This window comes from Actinomycetota bacterium, from assembly GCA_035765775.1.
GTDB lineage: Bacteria > Actinomycetota > CADDZG01 > JAHWKV01 > JAOPZY01 > DASTWV01.
Window position 1 is genome coordinate 40,358 of record DASTWV010000013.1, and the last position, 18,190, is coordinate 58,547.

Sequence of the window (18,190 nt, forward strand, 5' to 3'; positions counted from 1 at the left end):
CTAGCGGGGGCTGGAGGTGCCCCGCAACTCGCCGGGAAGGACCGAGCTGAACAGGTTCTCGCCCGAGGTGCCCGTGAAGCGGGGAGCGACCATGGAGCCCTGGAGCCACTGGGCGTTCGTGGTGAACGATGAGTCGTGCCGGATGTGCACCGGGTACTTCCGTGGCGGTTCCTGCTTCTTGCTCACCGGCATCTCGTCACGCCCTCCCCGTCGGCCCCCACAACCTAGGACCCAGCTTAACCCCTTCGGGCGCATGCTGGCGAGATCCCCCCAGGTGGGGGCGGGGCGCCGCAGAATGCGGCGATATGCTCGCGGTGGAGAGGAGAGTGGCCATGCACACACGAGGAGACCACGACCTGCCCTCATGGGACGGCCAGGGCGGGGGCGACCCGGAGGAAGATCCCGGCGACGAGCTGGAAGCTGCCATCGAGCAGGCCGACCATCCCTTCGCCAGCGAGTCGTTCGGCCTCACCGGCGACGAGGCGGAGGAGGGCGAGTCCCTCGACCAACGCCTGGCGGAAGAGCGCCCCGACCGGTTGGGCGACGAGGACTACGTGGCGCTCGAGGACACCGGGGAGGGCGACGAGGAGCTCGTCGGTGACGCCACCCCCGGTCACGACCCCTTCGTCGCCCCGGAGGAGGCCGCCGTGAGGATCCAGGACCGGGCACCAGGGGCCGTGGCTCACGATCCCGAACCCGCCGTCGAGGAGGAATGAGCACAGGTCCCCTTCCGGCGAACCCGAATGCAACGTCCTCGTCCTAGCTTCGCTCCGCCTGGTCCTCGATACGGTGCGGCTCCTGCCTCGTCCTCCTTGGGTATATCTGACCATCCATAAGCAGGAAGTGCCCAATTAGGAGGCTCCTAATTCTGGCGTGGAGCGACTCAACATCGTCTGTAAGTTTGTCAACTGAGACGAGCGGGGACATCCTCCGGGGGAATGGTCGGTGCAATGGCGGGCGGGGCACGAGCCCAGCCCGCGCCGTCGGCAGGCACGTCAGTAGACGGATCCTGACGTGAGAGAGGGGCGGGTGCCGAGACCTGGCACCCGCCCCTCCATGCGACCTGCGAACGGCTAGCTGGCCGTGATGGCACCCCCCATGCCGCTCCCGGCGTGGTAGATGCAGACGTACGGGAACGTCCCGGCCGTCGCCACGGTGTAGGTGTACTGGCGAGCCACCAGTGGCGGCCCGGCTCCCGGCGGGGCGTTCGGCGGCAGCGTCCCGGTGTTGAAGAAGCCCGTCGCATTCAGCGTCTGCGGGGACTTGCCCGGGGCGGCTGTCGTGGCGGTCACGCTCTCCGGGTCCTGCGGGATCGTGCCACTGCCGGCGAAGGTGGCCGTGTGCGGCGCGGCGGAGTCGTTCTCGAAGACCACCTTGTCGCCCGGCTTGACGGTGCTCGACACCGGGCTGAACGCCAGGATGTCGGTGTGCGCCGTGGAGGTGCCCATGAGCACCGTCCAGGTCTTTGACCCGTTGGCATTGGTGGTGGACTTGGCCGCCGTGCTGGCGAAGGTCTTGGCCGCCGCCTCACCTTCGGTCTGCCACTGGGCAAGCTCGGTGTCGCCCCGGGCGCTGATGGCCGCCTGGGTGTCCGCCGTGGTGCCCGCCGGAACGACGGTCACCGTCCCGGACATCTGCGCGTGGATCACGCAGTGGTACACGTAGGTGCCCGGCTTGCTGAATGCCAGGCTGAAGCTGGCCGGCTGCGGCCCCTGGGGTATCAGGCCGCTGTTGACCAGCGTGGTCCCGTCATACGGGACGGTCGCGGTCCCGGTGGGGGCGAACAGTGACGGGTTGCTGCCCGGGGCGGGCACGGGGCCGTTGTTCGGTTCGAAGGTCACCGAGTGGGGCTCCGGCCCGGCGATCTGCCAAGTGACGGTGGTCCCGGCCGTCACGGTGACCGACCCCGGCAGGTACTGCAGGATCGCGATGTTCTTGTTGGTGGGGTCGTTGAGCCCCGCCCGCAGCGACACCGCGGTCCCGGTGGGGCTGGCCGACGTTGCCGGCGCCGGGGTCGTGGCCCCGGTTGATGTGTTGGACTTACTCGAGCACCCCGCCAGAGCCAACAGACCCACCATCCCCAGCGCCATCCCCCCGCCTACTCTTCGGCTGATCCTTGGGCGTCCTTCCTCGCGTGGCATCCACCTCCCCTTTCCGGCTCTTCCCTCGGGCCAGGCCCCGGATGGGGTCGGCCTCGCCGGACATCCTGCCCGAATCGGGGGCCGGTGTACCAGGACCCGGAGCCCAATTTGGCAGGGGGCCTCAAAGATCGGGGATCAGTGGTGCGCGGGGGCGGTCGTGGTCGGGCTGGGGGTCGCAGTCGGGTTCCCGGTCGTCCCGGTCCCGTTGGTGCCGCCGCCGTAGGTGTTGAGCAGCTGGCTCATCGCAATCCACCAGGCCAGGGCGTTGGTGGTAGGCGAGACCGCCGGCGTCGGTGCGGCCACGGGCGCCGGGGCCGGCGGGACCACGGCGGCGGGCGACGGTGCCGGGGGCGTGGTGACCTTGGGGGCAGCCGTGTGCGAGGTGGCGGGCTTCACTCCCACCTTGGCCGTGACCGGCTGGGTGACCGCCGGGGACGGGTTCGGGATCGGGGGAACGTCCGCCACGCTGGCCACCTGGGGCGCCTCCGGGGAGGGCGAGGGGGCGGGCACGCTCTCGGACTTCACGGTGGCGACCGCCGGGGCGGGGCGCTGCGATGCCGAGGGGGCGAGCGGGCCGATGGCGAACACGCCCACCAGGGCCACCAGGCCGGTGGCCGCTGCCGACATCAGGATCCCGAAATGCGGCACACGCCATGCCGGGCGCCCGGTCGTCGCAGTGGACGCCGTGCGTACGGAGGTAAGGCCCGCCAGCGCGCCCAGGCGGGAGGCCCGTGCGACCGGCCTCGTGGGGGTGGCGGTGGCCGAGGTCACCGGGGTGACCGGCCGGAGGGGTGGTACGGCGGCGACCGGCCGGAGGGGTGCCACCGGGGTGACGGGCCGGAGGGGTGGTACGGCGGACGCCGCGGCGGCGGGCCGCGGGGCGGGGGCCGGGCGGGACTGGCCAATCGGGATCAGGGCCGGGCGCACGGGGCCGACGGCAGCGACCGGGCGGAGGGCCGGGGCAGCCGGGGCGGGCGGCGCCGCAGCGGCGGTGCCCCATCCGGGCACCGGCAGGATCAGCACCGGGGCGGCCTCGGCAGCGGCCGGGGCGGTCAGGCGGATCTGGCGGTCGCACTGGGCGGCGATGGCCGCGTCGTGGGTCACCATGACTATGGGCACCGTCATGCCGATGCGCCGCAGGACTGCCACTGCCTCGTCCACCAGCGCGGCATTCAGGCTGGCGGTCGGCTCATCGGCCAGGATTAGGTCGACGTTCCTCGCCAGGGCCCGGGCGATCGCCACCCGCTGCTGCTGGCCACCGGACAGCTCGGCGATGCGGCGCCCGGCGTGGGCGGTCATCTCCATCTGCCCCAGCGCCCGGGCGACGCGCTCCTCGCAGGACGACCGGGGGACCCCGGCGTCGAGCAGGGCCTGCACCAGCATCTGGCGGGGGGTCTGGTTGGGGAGCAGGCCGAGGTCCTGCGGGATCAGGGCGATGCGCCGGAGGTGGAGCTGGCGGGCCCGGTCGGTGCGCAGCTGCGACCATTCCTTGCCGAGGACCTCGACCGACCCCGAGTACGGCTCGTTGATGGTTCCCGCCAGCAGCTCGATCAGGGTGCTCTTGCCGGCGCCGCTCGGGCCGGTGATGGCGACGAGGCCGGGCCGGTCGATCTCCAGGCTGGCCAGGCTGAGAGCGTCATGGCTGGCGCCGGGGTAGCGGAACCGGAGGTCGCGAACCTTGAGGAAGCTCGTGGCGGGCACCGGACTACTCCTTCCGTAGCAGCGCCGGGCTGGCGTTCGCCGAAGCCCAGGCAGGGATCAGGGTGGCAAGGACGGCAAGCAGGATCGTGGTGGGGAACGCCGAGAGGGTGGACACCAGGGTGAAGCGGATCGGCAGGACGGTTCCCGAGCGCAGGATGAGCCCGGCGATGACGCCCAGCACCTCGCCAATGGCCCCGCCGGTGAGGCAGGGGATCAGCATCGCCCGGCAGAACTCGGCCAGCAGGGTCGAGCGCAGGACGCCGTTCTGGCGCCGGATGGCGATCTCATCGCGCCGGGAGCGCATCAGGGCGCTGCCCATGGTGTAGGTGCTGATCGCCGTCTGCAGCAGCATGGCGCCGGCGACCACGATCGTGAGCCACAGCAGGATCTCGTGGATCCGGTGCACCGGCACCAGGTTCGGCGGCAGGGGCAACGTCGGGCGGGCCACCAGGCCGTCGATCTTGGCCTGCACCCCGAAGGCGACGCTGGTCAACAGCACCGAGAAGGCCACGCCGATGACGACGGCGGCGCCTGCCGGGATCTTCCAGAACTCCCGCGGCGCACGCGATGCCGTGCGCGGTGGGGGGGACGGGGAGTAGGTGGGCGCCGGCGACCAGCGACCCGTCGTACCGCTCGAGATGGTTGCGATGGTAGCCCTCCGCGTTCGCAGTGTCAGGCCCCTCATGAGCCCCGCCCGGTAACCGGCGGCGGCGAGCACAGGGGTATGGGTCAAGGGGGTGGTTCGGGGTGGCCCGAATTGCTTAGTGCGCCGGGCGGGGGAGGCGCCCGGTGTCACCCGGAGCGGTCCGCTGCTCACGTTCAGTAATGTCGGCCGGCAGGGCCCGCCTCATAAGGACCACTCAGGGGGTCCATCCCGGCTCCCCTGGTGTTTTTACAGCTTCTTTACGGACGGTACCCGCGCTGCCATACTCGGTCGCGGGCACATGAAGACCGAAGGCGAGCAGCGAGCGGACTCCGGCTCGGCGGACGACGCCGCGGCCGAGGCTTCGCCGACCGCGCACCACAAGCTCTCGCTCCGCCCGCAGGCGCCCCACCGGTTCCGGCTGCTCAAGCGTGTCCTTGTGGGCCGCCCGCTGTCCACGGACCGCCTGGAGGAGGAGCGCCTCGGCAAGCCGACCGCCTTGGCGGTGTTTGCCAGCGACAACCTTTCCTCCTCGGCCTATGCCACCGAGGAGATCGTCCACGTCCTCGTGGAGGCGGGCGCCATCGGCGTCTTCGTCATGGTGGTGCCCATCACGCTCGCGCTGCTGGGCGTCCTGGGAATCCTGTTGTTCTCGTACCGCCAGACCATCAAGTCCTATCCCCAGGGCGGCGGCGCCTACCTGGTCAGCCGGGACAACTTCGGACCGTTGCCGGCGCAGGTGGCGGGCGTGTCGCTGCTCACCGACTACATCCTGACGGAGGCGGTGTCGGTCTCGGCGGGCACTGCGGCGCTCACATCGGTCCTGTCGGGCCTGTTCCCCTACCGGGTCCCCATCTCCTTGTTCTTCATCGTGATCCTGACCTGGGGGAACCTGCGGGGGGCCAAGGAGGCGGGACGCATCTTCGCCCTCCCCACCTACCTCTTCATCGCCATGATGGGGTGCCTCCTGGTGGGCGGCACCTACGAGGCGTTCACCGGCGGGCTGCACCACGCCCAGACCTTCGCCCAGAAGCCCGTCCTGACTTCGGTCGGGCTCTTCGTCATCCTGCGGGCGTTCTCGTCCGGCGGGGCGGCGGTCACCGGGGTGGAGGCCATCTCCAACGGCGTCCCGGCCTTCAAACCGCCCGAGTGGCGCAATGCCCGGATCACCCTGATGTGGATGGGCGCGCTGCTCGGTGTCATGTTCCTCGGCCTCTCCATCCTGGTGGCGAAGCTGCACGTGGTGCCCGACCCGACGGGCGCCAAGACGGTCCTCGCCCAGGTGGGTCACACGGTGTTCGGACACTCAGGCGTAGGGACCGCTTTCTACGTCGCCCTCCAGGTAGCCACGATGATGATCCTGGTGCTGGCGGCCAATACCAGCTACGCCGGGTTCCCGCGCCTGGCGAGCTTCATCGCCGCCGACCGCTACCTGCCCCGCCAGCTCACCCGCTACGGCGACCGCCTGGTCTACTCCAACGGCATCATCGTCCTGGCCGGGCTGGCCGCCACCCTCGTGGTGGTCTTCAAGGCGAGCGTCACCCACCTGATCCCGCTCTACGCCATCGGGGTGTTCACCTCCTTCACGTTCTCCCAGGCCGGCATGTCGAGGCACCACCTCAGGTACAAGGAGCCCGGCTGGCGGCGGGGCCTGGTGATCAACGCCATCGGGTCGGTCGTCAGTGGCCTGATGACGATCATCATCGCCGCCACCAAGTTCACCGAGGGGGCCTGGGTCATCCTCATCGTGGTCCCGCTGGCGGTGTTGGGACTCCTGGCGGTCCACCGGCACTACATGGAGGCGGCCCGCATCCTGCGGGACCCGGCCGGCAAGGTGCCGATGGACTACCCCCGCCAGCGGGTCGTCGTCCCCGTGCCGAGCGGTTCGCGGGGCGACGAGCCCATCGTGCGGGCAGCGCTCGCCTACGCCCAACGGGTGTTCCCCACCGAGGTCCGCACGACCTGCCTGGTCCGCCCGGGCGAGGATTACTCCGCCTTCCTGAAGACCGACCCCGTCGGCGACGAGGTGAAGGAGGTGGCCCTCGCCGGGGGCTCGGAGCGGGAGGCCCTCAGCGACTACATCCGCACGTTGCGCCGGGAGGTAGGCGCCGGGGAGGTCCTGAACATCATGATCCCCGAGGCGGTGACCGGGCAGCGGCTGCGCTACATCGTGAGCCAGCGCCGGCTGCAGCGGCGGAAGTCGTCGCTGATCACTGAGCCGGGCGTCGTGGTGACCAACCTGGCGCTGCACGAGGGCTACGAGGCCCTGGAGCCGGGCGAGCACGCCGCCCGCTCCCGCTCGGCATCGCCGTCGCTGCGGGCGCAGCGCCCGTGGCGCCACGTCGCCGTCGTCCTGGTGGGAGGCCTGCACAACGGCTCGCTGGCCGGCCTGCGCTACGCCCGGTCGCTGGGGGCCGACGAGCTGCGCTGCATCCACATCGAGACCGACGCCAATGAGACCGAAGCCCTGTTGGCAGAATGGGCCGCCCGGGTCCCCCGGGTGCAGCTCGAGGTGCTGCCCTCGCCCCACCGGGAGGTGAGCCGCCCGGTGTTCGAGTTGGTGCGGGGGATCCTCGATGCCAACCCCCGGACCTACGTGACGATCGTGATCCCTGAGTTCGTATGCCGGCGCTGGTGGCACCATGCCCTGCACAACCACACCGCCCTGCTGCTGAAGCGCACCTTCCTCTTCGAGCCCTCGGTGGTGGTGGCGGCCGTGCCCTACCGCCTGGACCGGCCGGCCCATGCCGGGAAGGGGACACCGGCGGGGCAGCCCCCGGCGGTGGAGAGCGTGCTGGCCCGCTGACGGGTCGGCTCCGGCCGGATGGTCGGGGGCGGGCTGGTCGGCACTGGGGCTTGTGCGGGAGAGGCTGACCGGCTCCCAGAACTTTTTGCCTCGCTCGACATGATATTCATGTTCAGCCATGCACAAATATGCGGCTGTGCTCCGCCCCGGCCGGTGGTTCGTCGGGCCGGGGCCGGACGGGCGCTCGAGCCCGGACTGAGCAGGCCCGTCAGACCGCAGGCGCGTGGCCTGCGAGCCTGCGCCCGAGCGCGATGAGTGAGGCACCTGCCGCTTCCCGCACGCGGCCCACCGGCCGGGGTGCCGCTTCCCGCCCGAGGCGGGCGGCGGCCGCTTCCCGGGCCAAGTCGCCTTGGCGCTCGGCGACGAGGCGCCCGACGAGGTAGGGGTGCATGTGGCCTCGTTCCCCGCTCTCGCTGTCCATGCCGATGATCATGGGGGCACGGCCGCCGCCGAGCGAGTGGCAGGACTGCCTATCTTCGATAAGATCCAGCCATGGCAAATGCACCGCCACTCTGGAGCGTCGTCGCCGTCTTGGTGTTCGACTCCGCCGCCGTGTTCGAGATGGCGGTGCCCTGCGAGGTCTTCGGCATCGACCGCTCCGCCATGGGCGGGCCGACCTACGAGGTCTTCATCGCCGCCGGTGACCCGCCTCCGTTGCGGACCTCCGAGGGGGGCTTCAGCATCGATACCCCCCACGGCCTCGAGGCGTTGGAGCGGGCGGGGACCATCATCGTCCCGTCGTGGCGGAACCTGCGGGAGAGACCCCCGGAGCGAGCGCTGGTGGCGCTGCGGGCGGCGTACGACCGGGGGGCGAGGATTGCCTCCCTGTGCTCGGGGGCCTTCGTCCTGGCCCATGCCGGCCTGCTGGACGGGCGCCGGGCCACGACGCACTGGATGTTCGCCGACTTCATGGCGCAGCAGTTCCCCAAGGTGGACGTGGACCCGTCGGTGCTGTACATCGACGAGGGCCGGGTGCTGACCTCGGCGGGCACGGCGGCGGGCATCGACCTGTGCCTGCACATGGTGCGCCAGGACCATGGGGCCGAGGTGGCAAATCTCTTCGCCCGCCGGATGGTGGTGCCGCCGCACCGCTCGGGTGGGCAGGCGCAGTTTGTCGAGGCTCCCGTCCCGGTGTGTGCCGGCGAGGACCCGCTGAGCGTCACCATGGCGTGGGCCATCGAGCACCTCGGCGAGCCGCTGACCGTGCGGACCATGGCGGCGCATGCCCACCTCTCCACCCGGACGTTCGCCCGCCGCTTTGTGGCCACCGCGGGGACCAGCCCCCTGCAGTGGCTGCTGGTGCAGCGGGTGACCGCGGCGCAACGCCTGCTGGAGACGACGGACTTGGCGATCGACCGGGTGGCCGAAACCTGCGGGCTGGGGACGGCAGCCAACCTTCGCCTCCACTTCAGCCGGGTCGTGGGTACCTCACCCGGTGCCTACCGGCGGACCTTCCGTCAACTCCCGACGGCCGCCGAGAGGGATTCGGGCGTCGCCGCGGTAGCCCCGTAGATCTCTGGGTGGGCCTCACGGTCGGGCGGCCTGGGCCTCGGAAATGCCGCTAGCCTCACTCCACTCCGGCGGCCAGCTCGGGATGCTCGATCTCGGGGTGGGAGGCGTCGGTGAACTCCTGGAACTCGCCGGTGACCAGGTAGGCGACCTGCTCGCCGATGTCCACGGCGTGGTCGCCCACCCGCTCGATCTGGCGGGACACCATGTGCATGGACACGCACCACCGGAGGAGGTCCTCGTTCCCGGCGGCCGCCAGCACGTCCTTCAGCATCCCCCGGTTGAGCTCGTCGATCGGTTCGTCCATTGGCGGTAGCCGGCGGCTCAACTCGGCGTCCCGCCGGGCGAAGGCATCCATGGCCGCCTCGAGCATGCGGAGGGCGAGGCTGGCCATCTCGTCGAGTTGCTCCAGGACCCCGGGCGAGCGCGGGAGGCGCTGGGCCGCGGCCCCGATCTTGGCGATGTTCACCGCCTGATCGGCGACCCGCTCGAGATGGCCGTTGATATGGAGCAGGGCGGTCAGCAGGCGGAGGTCCGAGGCCACGATGGGGCTCTGCAGGGCGAAGAGGTCGGTGACGCGCTGCTCGATGCGCAGGTAGAAGGCGTCCACCTCGTCGTCGCCCGCGATGACGGCCCTGTAGACCGCCGGGTCGTGGCCATCGAGGGCGCCAACCGCTTTCTCGAACAGGCGCTCGGCCGCGGCGGCCATCGCCTGGATGTCGTTCTCAAGCTCCGCAAGCAGGTGACGGAAGAGTGGCCGGCCCTCTGCCGCCATTCGTCCCTCCTCCCGCCGCCGGACCGTCTCCGCTGATGAACCTACCCAGATTGTCGCCTCAAGGCGGCGGGGTGATCTGGCCGAAGTCATAACCATGCGCTGGTTGTTGGTCGCCGGGGCCGTTGCGCTGGTGGCGGCGCTCAGCTTTGTGTTGCTCAGGGCTCCCTCGGGGCTCGATCGACGGTATGGCCCCGACGGCGTCGTGCTCGGCAGTCCGCAGCCCGCCGAGGGGGACCCAGCACCGCCCGGCCCCTCGCCCTGCCCGACGCTGGCCCCCACCAAACCCGCACCCTCGACGATTGCCTGCGGCCCGGCGGCCGGTCCGGGCAACGGCACCGGTGCCGACGGCGTCTGTACGGGCGCCGAGACCGCGCCTCCGTGCGGGCCGGGAGCGGTGCCGGGGACCTACTACGCCTACTCGCTGCCGCTGCGCTGTGACGGGCTAGTGGTCTTCGACGGCAAGGTGTGGAAGTCGGAGCTGCCGCCGCCCTTCGCCGGACCGACCGAGGACGTGTGGATGGCGCTCACTCCGGGCGGTGGGGGGGTGGGCTTCATCAGCGTCCGAGGCGACGTGGGCTTCACGCTAGAGTCGGCGAGCCCGTCACTGCCGCCCGCCCCACCGTGCCCCGCGACGCCGTAGCCCGACGCCAAGGTTCGTAGTCGGGGATCTTCTGGTACCAGCTCAAGGCGCAACCTGCCGAGTTCTCGCCTACTCGTCCACCCTTGCCGCCGCGGTCGATTCGCTCAGCGGCGGTCCGCCCCTCCCTGTGAGCTCCCGGTAAACCAGGCTGCATCATGGGGGCATGGAAGGTATCCGCATCACCCGGACCCTCGTGCTGCCCGAGGGCGAACTCGACGTCCGCTTCTCGCGCAGCGGCGGGCCGGGCGGGCAGAACGTCAACACCCGGGACACCCGGGTGGAGGTCGTGTTCGATGTCGCCGGCTCGCCCTCGCTCGGCCCCCGGCAGCGGGCGCGGCTCCTCCAACAACTGGCGGGCAAGCTGGACACCGAAGGCCGCCTCCACGTCGTCGCCTCGGACGAGCGCAGCCAGGCCCAGAACCGGGAGCTGGCAACGGCCCGCTTCGCCGACCTGGTCCGGGAGGCGCTGAAGCCCGACCCGCCCCCCCGGCGCCCCACCCGGCCCTCCCGGGCCTCCCGGGAGCGCCGGATCGAGACCAAGCGGGTGGCCGGCCGGCGCAAGCGGGAGCGCCGGACGATCCCGGACGACTGAGGACGCCGTCGCCCACTTCATCTCGGGGACATTTGTCCCACTGGCCGGGACAAATGTCCCCCACCTCCGCCGCCCTGGGCTGTGGGAGCCGCGCACCGGACGTCGGCTAGGCTGGTCCGCATGACCGCCCAGTTCATCTTCACCATGCGCAACCTCCGCCGGGTCCACCCGCCGGACAAGGAGGTGCTGCGCAGCATCAACATCTCGATGTTCCCGGGCGCCAAGATCGGGGTCCTGGGGGCCAACGGGGCGGGCAAGTCCTCCCTGCTTCGGATCATGGCGGGCGAGGACGACGGCTACCAGGGCGAGGCCCGCCTGACGCCCGGCTTCACTGTCGGGTTCCTGCCCCAGGAGCCCCGCCTCGATCCGTCCAAGGACGTCGCCGCCACGGTGGCCGAGGGGCTGGGGGAGGCCAAGGCCCTGGTGGACCGCTACAACGCCATCTGCGAGGCGATGGGCGACCCGGATGCCGACTTCGACGCCCTCCTCACCGAGCAGGCCGAAGTGCAGGACCGCATCGACGCCGCCGACGCCTGGGAGGTGGACCGGCGCCTGGAGATCGCCATGGACGCCCTCAACCTCCCGCCCGGCGACGCCAGCGTCGCGACCCTGTCGGGCGGGGAGCGGCGCCGGGTGGCCCTCTGCCGCCTGCTGCTCACCAAGCCCGATCTGCTGCTGCTGGACGAGCCCACCAACCACCTGGACGCCGAGTCGGTGGCCTGGCTGGAGCGCACGCTGCAGGACTACGCCGGCACGGTGGTGGCGGTGACCCACGACCGCTACTTCCTGGACAACGTCGCCGGGTGGATCCTCGAGCTGGACCGGGGCCACGGCATCCCTTGGGAGGGCAACTACTCGTCGTGGCTGGACCAGAAGCAGCAGCGCCTGGCCCTGGAGGAGAAGGCCGACGCCCGCCGCCAGCGCACCCTGCAGCACGAGCTGGAGTGGATCCGGCTGTCGCCCCGGGCCCGCCAGGCCAAAGGCAAGGCCCGCCTGAACAGCTACGAGGAGCTGATGGCCGAGGCCGAGTCGGCGCCGGACCGGGCCGAGCGCCTGGAGATCGCCATCCCGCCCGGGCCCCGGCTGGGCGAGCTGGTGCTGGAGGTCGAGCACCTGACGAAAGGCTACGGCGACCGACTGCTGATCGACGATCTTTCCTTCTCGCTGCCCCGGGCGGGCATCGTCGGGGTCATCGGGGCCAACGGGGCGGGCAAGACCACCCTGTTCCGCATGATCACCGGGGCCGAGGAGCCCGACGCCGGCACGCTCAAGCGGGGGCCGACGGTGCAGATCGCCTACGGGGACCAGAGCCGGGAGGCGCTGCGCGGCGAGCTGACGGTCTACCAGGAGATCACCGGGGGCCAGGACCTGCTCACCGTCGGGGGCCGGGAGATGCACGGCCGGGCCTACGTGGGATCGTTCGGGTTCAAGGGCACCGACCAGCAGAAGCCGGTCGGGACGCTGTCCGGGGGCGAGCGCAACCGGCTGCAGCTGGCCAAGGTGCTGCTGGCCGGGGGCAACCTGCTGTTGCTGGACGAGCCAACCAACGATCTCGACGTCGACACCCTCCGGGCGCTGGAGGAGGCCCTGCTGGCCTTCCCGGGCTGCGCGGTGGTCATCACCCACGACCGCTGGTTCCTGGACCGCATCGCCACCCACGTGCTCGCCTTCGAGGGCGACTCGGAGGTGCGCTGGTTCGAGGGCAACTTCTCCGACTACGAGGCCGACCGCCACCGCCGCCTCGGAACTGACGCCGACCAGCCGCACCGGTTGCGCTACAAGCCCCTCGTGCGGGCCTGAAGAGGAGCCGGGCGATGGCGGGCGGGAGCCTCATCTGGATTTCAGGCGCCTCGGGCGGCATCGGCCAGGCCCTGGTGCGCACCGTGCCGTGGCCGGACGCCCGCGTCATCGGCATCAGCCGGCGGGAGGCGCCCGGGATCGCCACCGTCCAGGCCGATCTCTCGGACCCGGAGCACTGGGAGCGGGTGGCCCTGTCGTTTGCCGAGGAGGCCAAAGGGTTCACCGGCGACCGGGTCGTCTTCATCCACGCCACCGGCACGCTGGACCCGATCGGCTTCGCCGGCGAGGTCAGCGGGACTTCCTATATGAGCAACGTCGTCCTGAACAGCGCCGCCCCCCAGGCCCTCGGCCACCTGTTCCTGGCCGAGACCGCCGGGCTGAGCGCCCGCCGCCACCTTGTGATGCTCACCTCGGGCGCCGCCAAGAGCGTGTACCCGGGGTGGTCGTCCTACGGGGCAGGGAAGGCGGCCATCGATCAGTGGGTGCGCGACGTGGGCGCCGAGCAGGACCTCCGGGGTGGGGGAGCGGAGGTCATGGCCATTGCCCCGGGCACCATCGACACGGGGATGCAGGCCGAGCTGCGGGCCACCGCCGAGCGGGACTTCCCCAGCCGCCAGAAGTTCGTCGACCTGCACGCCCAGGGCAAGCTGACGCCCCCCGACGAGGCGGCGGCCAAGATGTGGGCCCTCCTGGGCACGGGGCTCCCCAACGGGAGCATCATCGACCTCCGGGACCCGCCGAAACCCTGAGCGAGCGGTGCAGTCGTGCGTATGGTCTCTCGCGAGGTTCCTCATGGTTGAGCTGGGCGCCCGGGCGGTCATTGGCGTGCAGGACCCCATCCGGGTCGGCGAGGTCTCCGAGCCACAACCGGACCTCTTCGTTGCCCGCAACCCCGGTTCGGCGTCTGGAGCGTTCCTGCCTCCGCCCGGCTTGCCCGCGGCGGGCTCAAAGTTAGTTAGCGTAACTAACTACCGTGGTAGCATGGCTGCGTGCCCGCCGCCCTCCGCCCGCCTGCTCCCGCCGCCACCGATCCGGTCGCGGTGGCCGAGGCGCTCCGGCTTTCCGCCACCCGCCTCGCCCGCATCCTGCGCCGCCAGGACGCCGAAGCCTTGCCGCCCACGCTGGCCTCGGCCCTCAGCTCGATCGCGTGCGAGGGGTCGCTCAGCCTGAGCGAGCTGGCCGCCCGGGAGCAGGTCGCCCCGCCCACCATCACCCGGGCCGTCGACAAGCTGGCGGCCCGGGGCCTCGTGACAGCCCAGACCGACCCCAATGACCGCCGGGTGCGCCACGTCCGGCTGAGTCCGGCTGGGCGGCGCTACGTCCAACGCAGCCGCTCCGCCAAGACCGCCTGGCTCGCCACCGAGCTGGTGGCGCTGCGCCCCGAGGAGCTCGCCTGCCTGGCTGCCGCCGCCCCGATCCTGGAGCGCCTCGTCGAGGGGGGGCGGTGAGGGCCCGCCTACGGGCCGGCGCCCGCTCCACCTTCTCCTCACTGCGGGTGCGCAACTTCCGCCTGTTTTTCGCCGGGCAGCTGGTCTCCCAGGTGGGCAACTGGCTGACCACGGTGGCCCTCACCCTCCTTGTCCTGCACCGGACGCACAGCGGCCTGGCCATCGGGGTCCTCGTGGCCTGCCAGTTCGCCCCGCTCCTGGTGCTGGGGCCATGGGCGGGGCTGATCGCCGACCGGGCGGACAAGCGCCGGCTGCTCCTCGTCACCCAGGCCCTCGAGATGGCCCAGTCGGGCGTCCTCGCGGCGCTCGCCTTCCTCCACGCCGCCCCCCTCCTGGCCTTCTACGGCACCGCGCTGGCGGGCGGCTTCATGCTGGCCTTCGACAACCCGGCCCGGCGCTCCTTCGTGCCCGAGCTGGTGTCCGAGGACCAGGTCCAGAACGCAGTCAGCCTCAACAGCGCCCTGATGAACGGCTCCCGGATCGTAGGCCCTGCCCTCGCCGGGCTGCTGGTGATCACGGTGGGATACGGGTGGGGATTCGCCGGCGACGCCGCCTCCTACCTGGCCGTGCTCCTGGCCCTCTGGATGATCCGTCCGCCCGAGCTCTACCGCTCCCCGGCGGCGCCCCGGGGGCGGGGCCAGATCCGGGAAGGCTTGCGCTACGTGCGGGCGACGCCGGAGCTCTTCGTGCCCCTGGCGATGCTGGCCATCATCGGTACGCTCACCTTCAACTTCTCGGTGGTCATGCCGTTGCTGGTGGAGCGCACCCTGCACGGCAGCGACGCCTCCTTCACCCTCATGTACTCGGTGCTCAGCGTGGGTGCCCTGCTGGGCGCCCTGGGGGCCGCCCGGCGGCGCACCGTGGACATCCGCATGGTCGTCGTGGCCGCCGCCGGGTTCGGCGCCGCCATGCTGGTCTTCGGGTCGGTGCCCGGCCTGGCGGCGGGCTTTGTGGTGGCGGCGGTGGTGGGTTTCACCAGCGTGAGCTTCATGACCCTGTCCACCGCCATCGTCCAGGTGCGGGCGCACCCGGCGATGCGCGGCCGGGTGATCGCCCTCCAGTCGATGCTCCTGCTGGGCACGACCCCCTTCGGCGGCCCGCTGCTGGGCGTCATCTGCGACGCTTTCGGCGCCCGGGCGGGCGTAGCCCTCGGGGGCCTGGCGGCGCTGGTGGCCGCCGGGTTGGGGTTTGTGGCGGGCCGGCGGGTCACGACCTACCGGATGGCAACATCGCCGGTGGTGGCCCTGGAGGAGGTGGTGGGCAGCGAGGTGGACGCGGCCTGACGCCGGCCCCTTCTGAGCCGGGCCGGTTACGTGCGGGGCAGGAGCACCCCGAGCTGGTGCAGCACGCGGGCGAGGGGAGCAGGCCCGCCCCGGACGACAAGGCGGGTCTGGGTGCCGTCGTCCAGCCCCACGGCCAGGACGCAGCTCATCCGGAACAGCCGGGGCACGACCTCGGCCCAGCGCACGCTGGCGAACGCGATCGAGATCCGGCGCCCGCCGTGGCGGCGGCTGTAGCTGTCCGGCCGCCAGGCCAGCTCCTCGGTGCTGATGTACAGCCGGCCGCTGTAGGTGCCGACCGGGCGCTGCATGCCCCGGCGCCGGCTGGCGTCCGGCTGCAGGCCACCCCGGCGGACGAGGGCATCGAGCGACAGGGCTCCGGGGCAGGCGAACAGGGTGCCCTTGGGGCCCCGGGCATTGCGGGCGGCGTCCAAGCCCCGGGCCGTCCCGGCCACGAGGGCCACGAGGACGACCTCGGCCCCGACACTGAGGAGCACGTGATCGGCCATGCGGGCGGCATCATCGCGCAGGCCCATCGCCGGTCGGCTGCGACCCGTCCCGGACCGCCGACGCGATGGCTGCCGCCCAGAGGGCATACCCCTCGTCGTCCGGGTGGTACCGGTCGTGTGCGAAATATCGCTCCGGGTGGTCGCGGAATGCCTGCCCGGTACGGGCGGCGACGTCGGCGTAGATGGCCCCCGACCGGGCGGCAAGGCGGCGGACGTCGGCATTCATCCGCCGGCCCCGCCAGCCGGCGATCGCCCGGAGCGGCTGCGGCACCCGGGGGCTGGTCCCCATGTCCGGTATGCCCACGACCACGACCTGGCGGACGGGAGGCAAGCCGGCGAGCAGGGCGGCGTAGTCCCGGCGGAACGCCGAGCGGCGGGTGAGGTGGGTGACGTCGTTGGCGCCGATGCTGATCATCACCACCGTTGGCCGGGCGGCGGCCAGCCTGGGGAGCTGGCTGTGCAGGACGTGGGCGACCCGGTCGCCCGAGTGGCCCAGGACGGTAAGGGCGACGGGCCGGCCGAGCAGACCGGCGGTGCGCACCGCCACCGTGCCGTCGAGGGAGCTGGCGCCCAGCCCGGCGGCCGTGGAGTCGCCCAGCCACACCACCGTGTCGGTAGGCACTCCGGGTGGCCCGGCGGGCATGCCCTGCGGGAGGGGCGGGCCGGGGGAGGGGGCAGGCCCGCGGCGGGCGACGAGGACCTCGGCCACCATCAGGCCGGCGAAGGCGGTGACCCCGGTGCCCAGGCCGACCAGCGCCCTGCGGAGGAGGCGACCGGGGGTCAACGAGACCAGCGGGCTACGGCAGGCTGCCGGCTGAGAAGTGGTCGATGGCCCACCCTAGCCCGTCATCCCACGACTCGATGCCCGCGGTCCCCGCCGGCAGGGCGGCGGTGTCGGTGTAGCTGAGGTTCCAGGTGGAGGGCTCGGCGGTGCCGTCCTTCCACACCCGGACCTGGATGGTGGCCGTCGAGCCCGAGTTGGTGACCCGCACCCGCTGCCAGTAGGCGGTGCCGTTGACCGCCGGGAAGGCGACCGAGGCCACCCGGGCCTCGGTCCCGCCGCTCATCTTCATGACGTTGATCTCCGCTCCCGAGACCGGGGAGTCCAGCCCGGCCACGTAGAAGCTGGTGGCGGACGAGTAGCGCAGCAGCAGGTGGCCGCAGTCGTTGGCGTAGTCGCCCGACGTGTAGCGGTCCACGGCCTCGGCGTTGAGCGAGGTGGCGCTGCCGAGCGTGACCCGGGCGGTCGCCATCGAGTTGGAGCCCTGGACGCGGCCCTGGTTGCCGGCCACCGAGAGCACCGAGGCCGCGCCGCTCTGCAGGCCCCAGAGATGGCCGTCGCTGGCGGTGCCCCAACCGTTGGTCACCGACCCCCGGGTGAAGGTGTCCAGGGCGACGATCGTCCCGGCGGCGATGGGGAACGACGGCGCCGCGGCCACGGCGATCGAGAACGGGGCGGTGAAGGCGGTCCCCACCGAGTTGGCCGCCGAAACGCTGAAGGTGAAGGTGCCGTCGGCGGTCGGCGTGCCGGACAGCAAGCCGGTGCTGGCGAGCCCCAGGCCAGGCGGCAGCGACCCCGTGGCCACCGCGAAGACGGGCGCCGGGCTGCCGCTGGCGCTGAAGCTGTAGGAGTAGACGACCCCGGTGGTGGCCGTGGGGGGCGGGCTGGCCGCGGTGAACGCCGGGGCGCTGGTGCCGGTGCTGACCGCCACGGTCAAGCTCGCCGAGGTGACGGTGCCCGCCGAGTTGGAGGCGGACACCGAGAAGCCGAAGGTCCCGGTGGTGGTCGGCGTGCCGGACAGCACGCCGCCGGCGGACAGCGTCAGGCCGGGCGGCAGCGACCCCGTGGCCACCGCGAAGCTGGGTGCCGGGCTGCCGCTGGCGGCGAACGTGTACGAGTAGGCCATCCCGGTGGTAGCCGATGGCGGCGGGCTGTCCGCCGTGAAGGCGGGGGCGGTGGCCGCGGTGGACACGACGAGGGTGTAGGTGGGCGACAGCGCGGTCCCGCCCGGGTTGGACGCGGCCACGTCGAAGACGGAAGAGCCGGCGGTGGTCGGCGTCCCGGAGAGCACCCCGGCGCTCGAGAGCGACAGCCCCGGGGGGAGGCTGCCCGTGCCCAGGCTGAAGCTGGGTGCCGGGCTGCCGCTGGCGGCGAAGGCGTAGCTGTAGGCCAGGCCGACGGTGGCGCTGGTCGAGGGGCTGGCAGCGGTGAACACCGGGGCCGAGGGCGCCGCCGAGAGGTTGCCCGCCGAGAAGTGGTCGATGGCCCAGCCCGCCCCGTCGTCCCAGGACTCGACGCCCGCCATGCCGGCGGGCAGGGGGGCGGTGTCGGTGTAGCTCAGGTTC

18 protein-coding genes are annotated in these 18,190 nt (G+C 72.0%); 9 read left to right on the forward strand and 9 right to left on the reverse strand.

The genetic code is table 11. The annotated features are described in order from the left end of the window. The gene (locus VFW71_02580) at nt 1-186 is read right to left on the reverse strand and encodes a hypothetical protein (protein HEU5001650.1); all 186 of its coding nucleotides are present in this window, start codon (nt 184-186) and stop codon (nt 1-3) included. Nucleotides 187-332: 146 nt separating this feature from the next. On the opposite strand from VFW71_02580, the gene VFW71_02585 reads away from it, so the two are divergent. Then, on the forward strand, nt 333-716 hold the full coding sequence (locus tag VFW71_02585) for a hypothetical protein (GenBank protein ID HEU5001651.1): 384 nt from the start codon (nt 333-335) through the stop codon (nt 714-716). A 357-nt stretch (nt 717-1,073) separates the two neighbouring features. Here the strand turns inward: VFW71_02585 and VFW71_02590 are convergent, their stop codons facing one another. The 3 genes from VFW71_02590 to VFW71_02600 form a co-directional block, all read right to left on the reverse strand. After that, on the reverse strand, nt 1,074-2,090 hold the full coding sequence (locus VFW71_02590; GenBank protein HEU5001652.1) for a plastocyanin/azurin family copper-binding protein: 1,017 nt from the start codon (nt 2,088-2,090) through the stop codon (nt 1,074-1,076). Nucleotides 2,091-2,276: 186 nt separating this feature from the next. Then, the gene (locus VFW71_02595) at nt 2,277-3,842 is read right to left on the reverse strand and encodes an ATP-binding cassette domain-containing protein (GenBank protein ID HEU5001653.1); all 1,566 of its coding nucleotides are present in this window, start codon (nt 3,840-3,842) and stop codon (nt 2,277-2,279) included. A gap of 4 nt (nt 3,843-3,846) precedes the next feature. After that, a complete protein-coding gene (locus VFW71_02600) occupies nt 3,847-4,353 on the reverse strand; it encodes an FtsX-like permease family protein (protein ID HEU5001654.1) in 507 nt (168 codons plus the stop codon). Between the two features lie 433 nt (nt 4,354-4,786). On the opposite strand from VFW71_02600, the gene VFW71_02605 reads away from it, so the two are divergent. Then, on the forward strand, nt 4,787-7,291 hold the full coding sequence (locus tag VFW71_02605; protein ID HEU5001655.1) for an APC family permease: 2,505 nt from the start codon (nt 4,787-4,789) through the stop codon (nt 7,289-7,291). Nucleotides 7,292-7,499: 208 nt separating this feature from the next. Here the strand turns inward: VFW71_02605 and VFW71_02610 are convergent, their stop codons facing one another. Then, nucleotides 7,500-7,712: a hypothetical protein gene (locus VFW71_02610; protein ID HEU5001656.1), complete on the reverse strand. Its 213-nt coding sequence runs from the start codon at nt 7,710-7,712 to the stop codon at nt 7,500-7,502. Between the two features lie 71 nt (nt 7,713-7,783). Between VFW71_02610 and VFW71_02615 the strand changes: the two genes are divergently transcribed. Further along, the gene (locus VFW71_02615) at nt 7,784-8,803 is read left to right on the forward strand and encodes a helix-turn-helix domain-containing protein (protein ID HEU5001657.1); all 1,020 of its coding nucleotides are present in this window, start codon (nt 7,784-7,786) and stop codon (nt 8,801-8,803) included. Nucleotides 8,804-8,858: 55 nt separating this feature from the next. On the opposite strand, the gene phoU is transcribed toward VFW71_02615, so the two are convergent. Beyond that, a complete protein-coding gene (phoU, locus tag VFW71_02620; protein ID HEU5001658.1) occupies nt 8,859-9,575 on the reverse strand; it encodes a phosphate signaling complex protein PhoU in 717 nt (238 codons plus the stop codon). A 94-nt stretch (nt 9,576-9,669) separates the two neighbouring features. Here phoU and VFW71_02625 point away from each other — a divergent pair, with 94 nt between their 5' ends. The 6 genes from VFW71_02625 (at nt 9,670) to VFW71_02650 (ending at nt 15,338) form a co-directional block, all read left to right on the forward strand. Further along, nucleotides 9,670-10,215: a hypothetical protein gene (locus tag VFW71_02625; protein HEU5001659.1), complete on the forward strand. Its 546-nt coding sequence runs from the start codon at nt 9,670-9,672 to the stop codon at nt 10,213-10,215. 163 nt (nt 10,216-10,378) lie between these two features. Next, on the forward strand, nt 10,379-10,807 hold the full coding sequence (arfB, locus tag VFW71_02630; GenBank protein ID HEU5001660.1) for an alternative ribosome rescue aminoacyl-tRNA hydrolase ArfB: 429 nt from the start codon (nt 10,379-10,381) through the stop codon (nt 10,805-10,807). 120 nt (nt 10,808-10,927) lie between these two features. After that, entirely contained in the window at nt 10,928-12,607 is a 1,680-nt protein-coding gene (gene ettA, locus VFW71_02635; protein ID HEU5001661.1) for an energy-dependent translational throttle protein EttA, read from the forward strand. Nucleotides 12,608-12,621: 14 nt separating this feature from the next. Then, nucleotides 12,622-13,356, forward strand: a complete 735-nt coding sequence (locus VFW71_02640; protein HEU5001662.1) for an SDR family NAD(P)-dependent oxidoreductase — start codon at nt 12,622-12,624, stop codon at nt 13,354-13,356. Between the two features lie 240 nt (nt 13,357-13,596). Beyond that, complete coding sequence (locus tag VFW71_02645; GenBank protein ID HEU5001663.1) at nt 13,597-14,055, forward strand: MarR family transcriptional regulator; 459 nt, start codon at nt 13,597-13,599, stop codon at nt 14,053-14,055. Further along, nucleotides 14,052-15,338: an MFS transporter gene (locus VFW71_02650; protein ID HEU5001664.1), complete on the forward strand. Its 1,287-nt coding sequence runs from the start codon at nt 14,052-14,054 to the stop codon at nt 15,336-15,338. The genes VFW71_02645 and VFW71_02650 overlap by 4 nt, the downstream gene beginning before the upstream one ends. 26 nt (nt 15,339-15,364) lie before the next feature. Here the strand turns inward: VFW71_02650 and VFW71_02655 are convergent, their stop codons facing one another. The 3 genes from VFW71_02655 to VFW71_02665 all read right to left on the reverse strand — a co-directional run. After that, nucleotides 15,365-15,844: a hypothetical protein gene (locus VFW71_02655; protein ID HEU5001665.1), complete on the reverse strand. Its 480-nt coding sequence runs from the start codon at nt 15,842-15,844 to the stop codon at nt 15,365-15,367. A gap of 10 nt (nt 15,845-15,854) precedes the next feature. Further along, a complete protein-coding gene (locus VFW71_02660; GenBank protein HEU5001666.1) occupies nt 15,855-16,628 on the reverse strand; it encodes an SGNH/GDSL hydrolase family protein in 774 nt (257 codons plus the stop codon). 13 nt (nt 16,629-16,641) lie between these two features. Beyond that, a partial coding sequence (locus tag VFW71_02665; GenBank protein HEU5001667.1) for an Ig domain-containing protein occupies nt 16,642-18,190 on the reverse strand: 1,549 nt, incomplete at its 5' end.

Coding starts and splice junctions, on each gene's coding strand:
- VFW71_02585 (HEU5001651.1), top strand. CDS start 333: ATGCACACACGAGGAGACCACGACCTGCCCTCATGGGACGGCCAGGGC.
- VFW71_02590 (HEU5001652.1), bottom strand. CDS start 2,090: ATGGCGCTGGGGATGGTGGGTCTGTTGGCTCTGGCGGGGTGCTCGAGT.
- VFW71_02605 (HEU5001655.1), top strand. CDS start 4,787: ATGAAGACCGAAGGCGAGCAGCGAGCGGACTCCGGCTCGGCGGACGAC.
- VFW71_02610 (HEU5001656.1), bottom strand. CDS start 7,712: ATGGACAGCGAGAGCGGGGAACGAGGCCACATGCACCCCTACCTCGTC.
- VFW71_02615 (HEU5001657.1), top strand. CDS start 7,784: ATGGCAAATGCACCGCCACTCTGGAGCGTCGTCGCCGTCTTGGTGTTC.
- phoU (HEU5001658.1), bottom strand. CDS start 9,575: ATGGCGGCAGAGGGCCGGCCACTCTTCCGTCACCTGCTTGCGGAGCTT.
- VFW71_02625 (HEU5001659.1), top strand. CDS start 9,670: ATGCGCTGGTTGTTGGTCGCCGGGGCCGTTGCGCTGGTGGCGGCGCTC.
- arfB (HEU5001660.1), top strand. CDS start 10,379: ATGGAAGGTATCCGCATCACCCGGACCCTCGTGCTGCCCGAGGGCGAA.
- ettA (HEU5001661.1), top strand. CDS start 10,928: ATGACCGCCCAGTTCATCTTCACCATGCGCAACCTCCGCCGGGTCCAC.
- VFW71_02640 (HEU5001662.1), top strand. CDS start 12,622: ATGGCGGGCGGGAGCCTCATCTGGATTTCAGGCGCCTCGGGCGGCATC.
- VFW71_02655 (HEU5001665.1), bottom strand. CDS start 15,844: ATGGCCGATCACGTGCTCCTCAGTGTCGGGGCCGAGGTCGTCCTCGTG.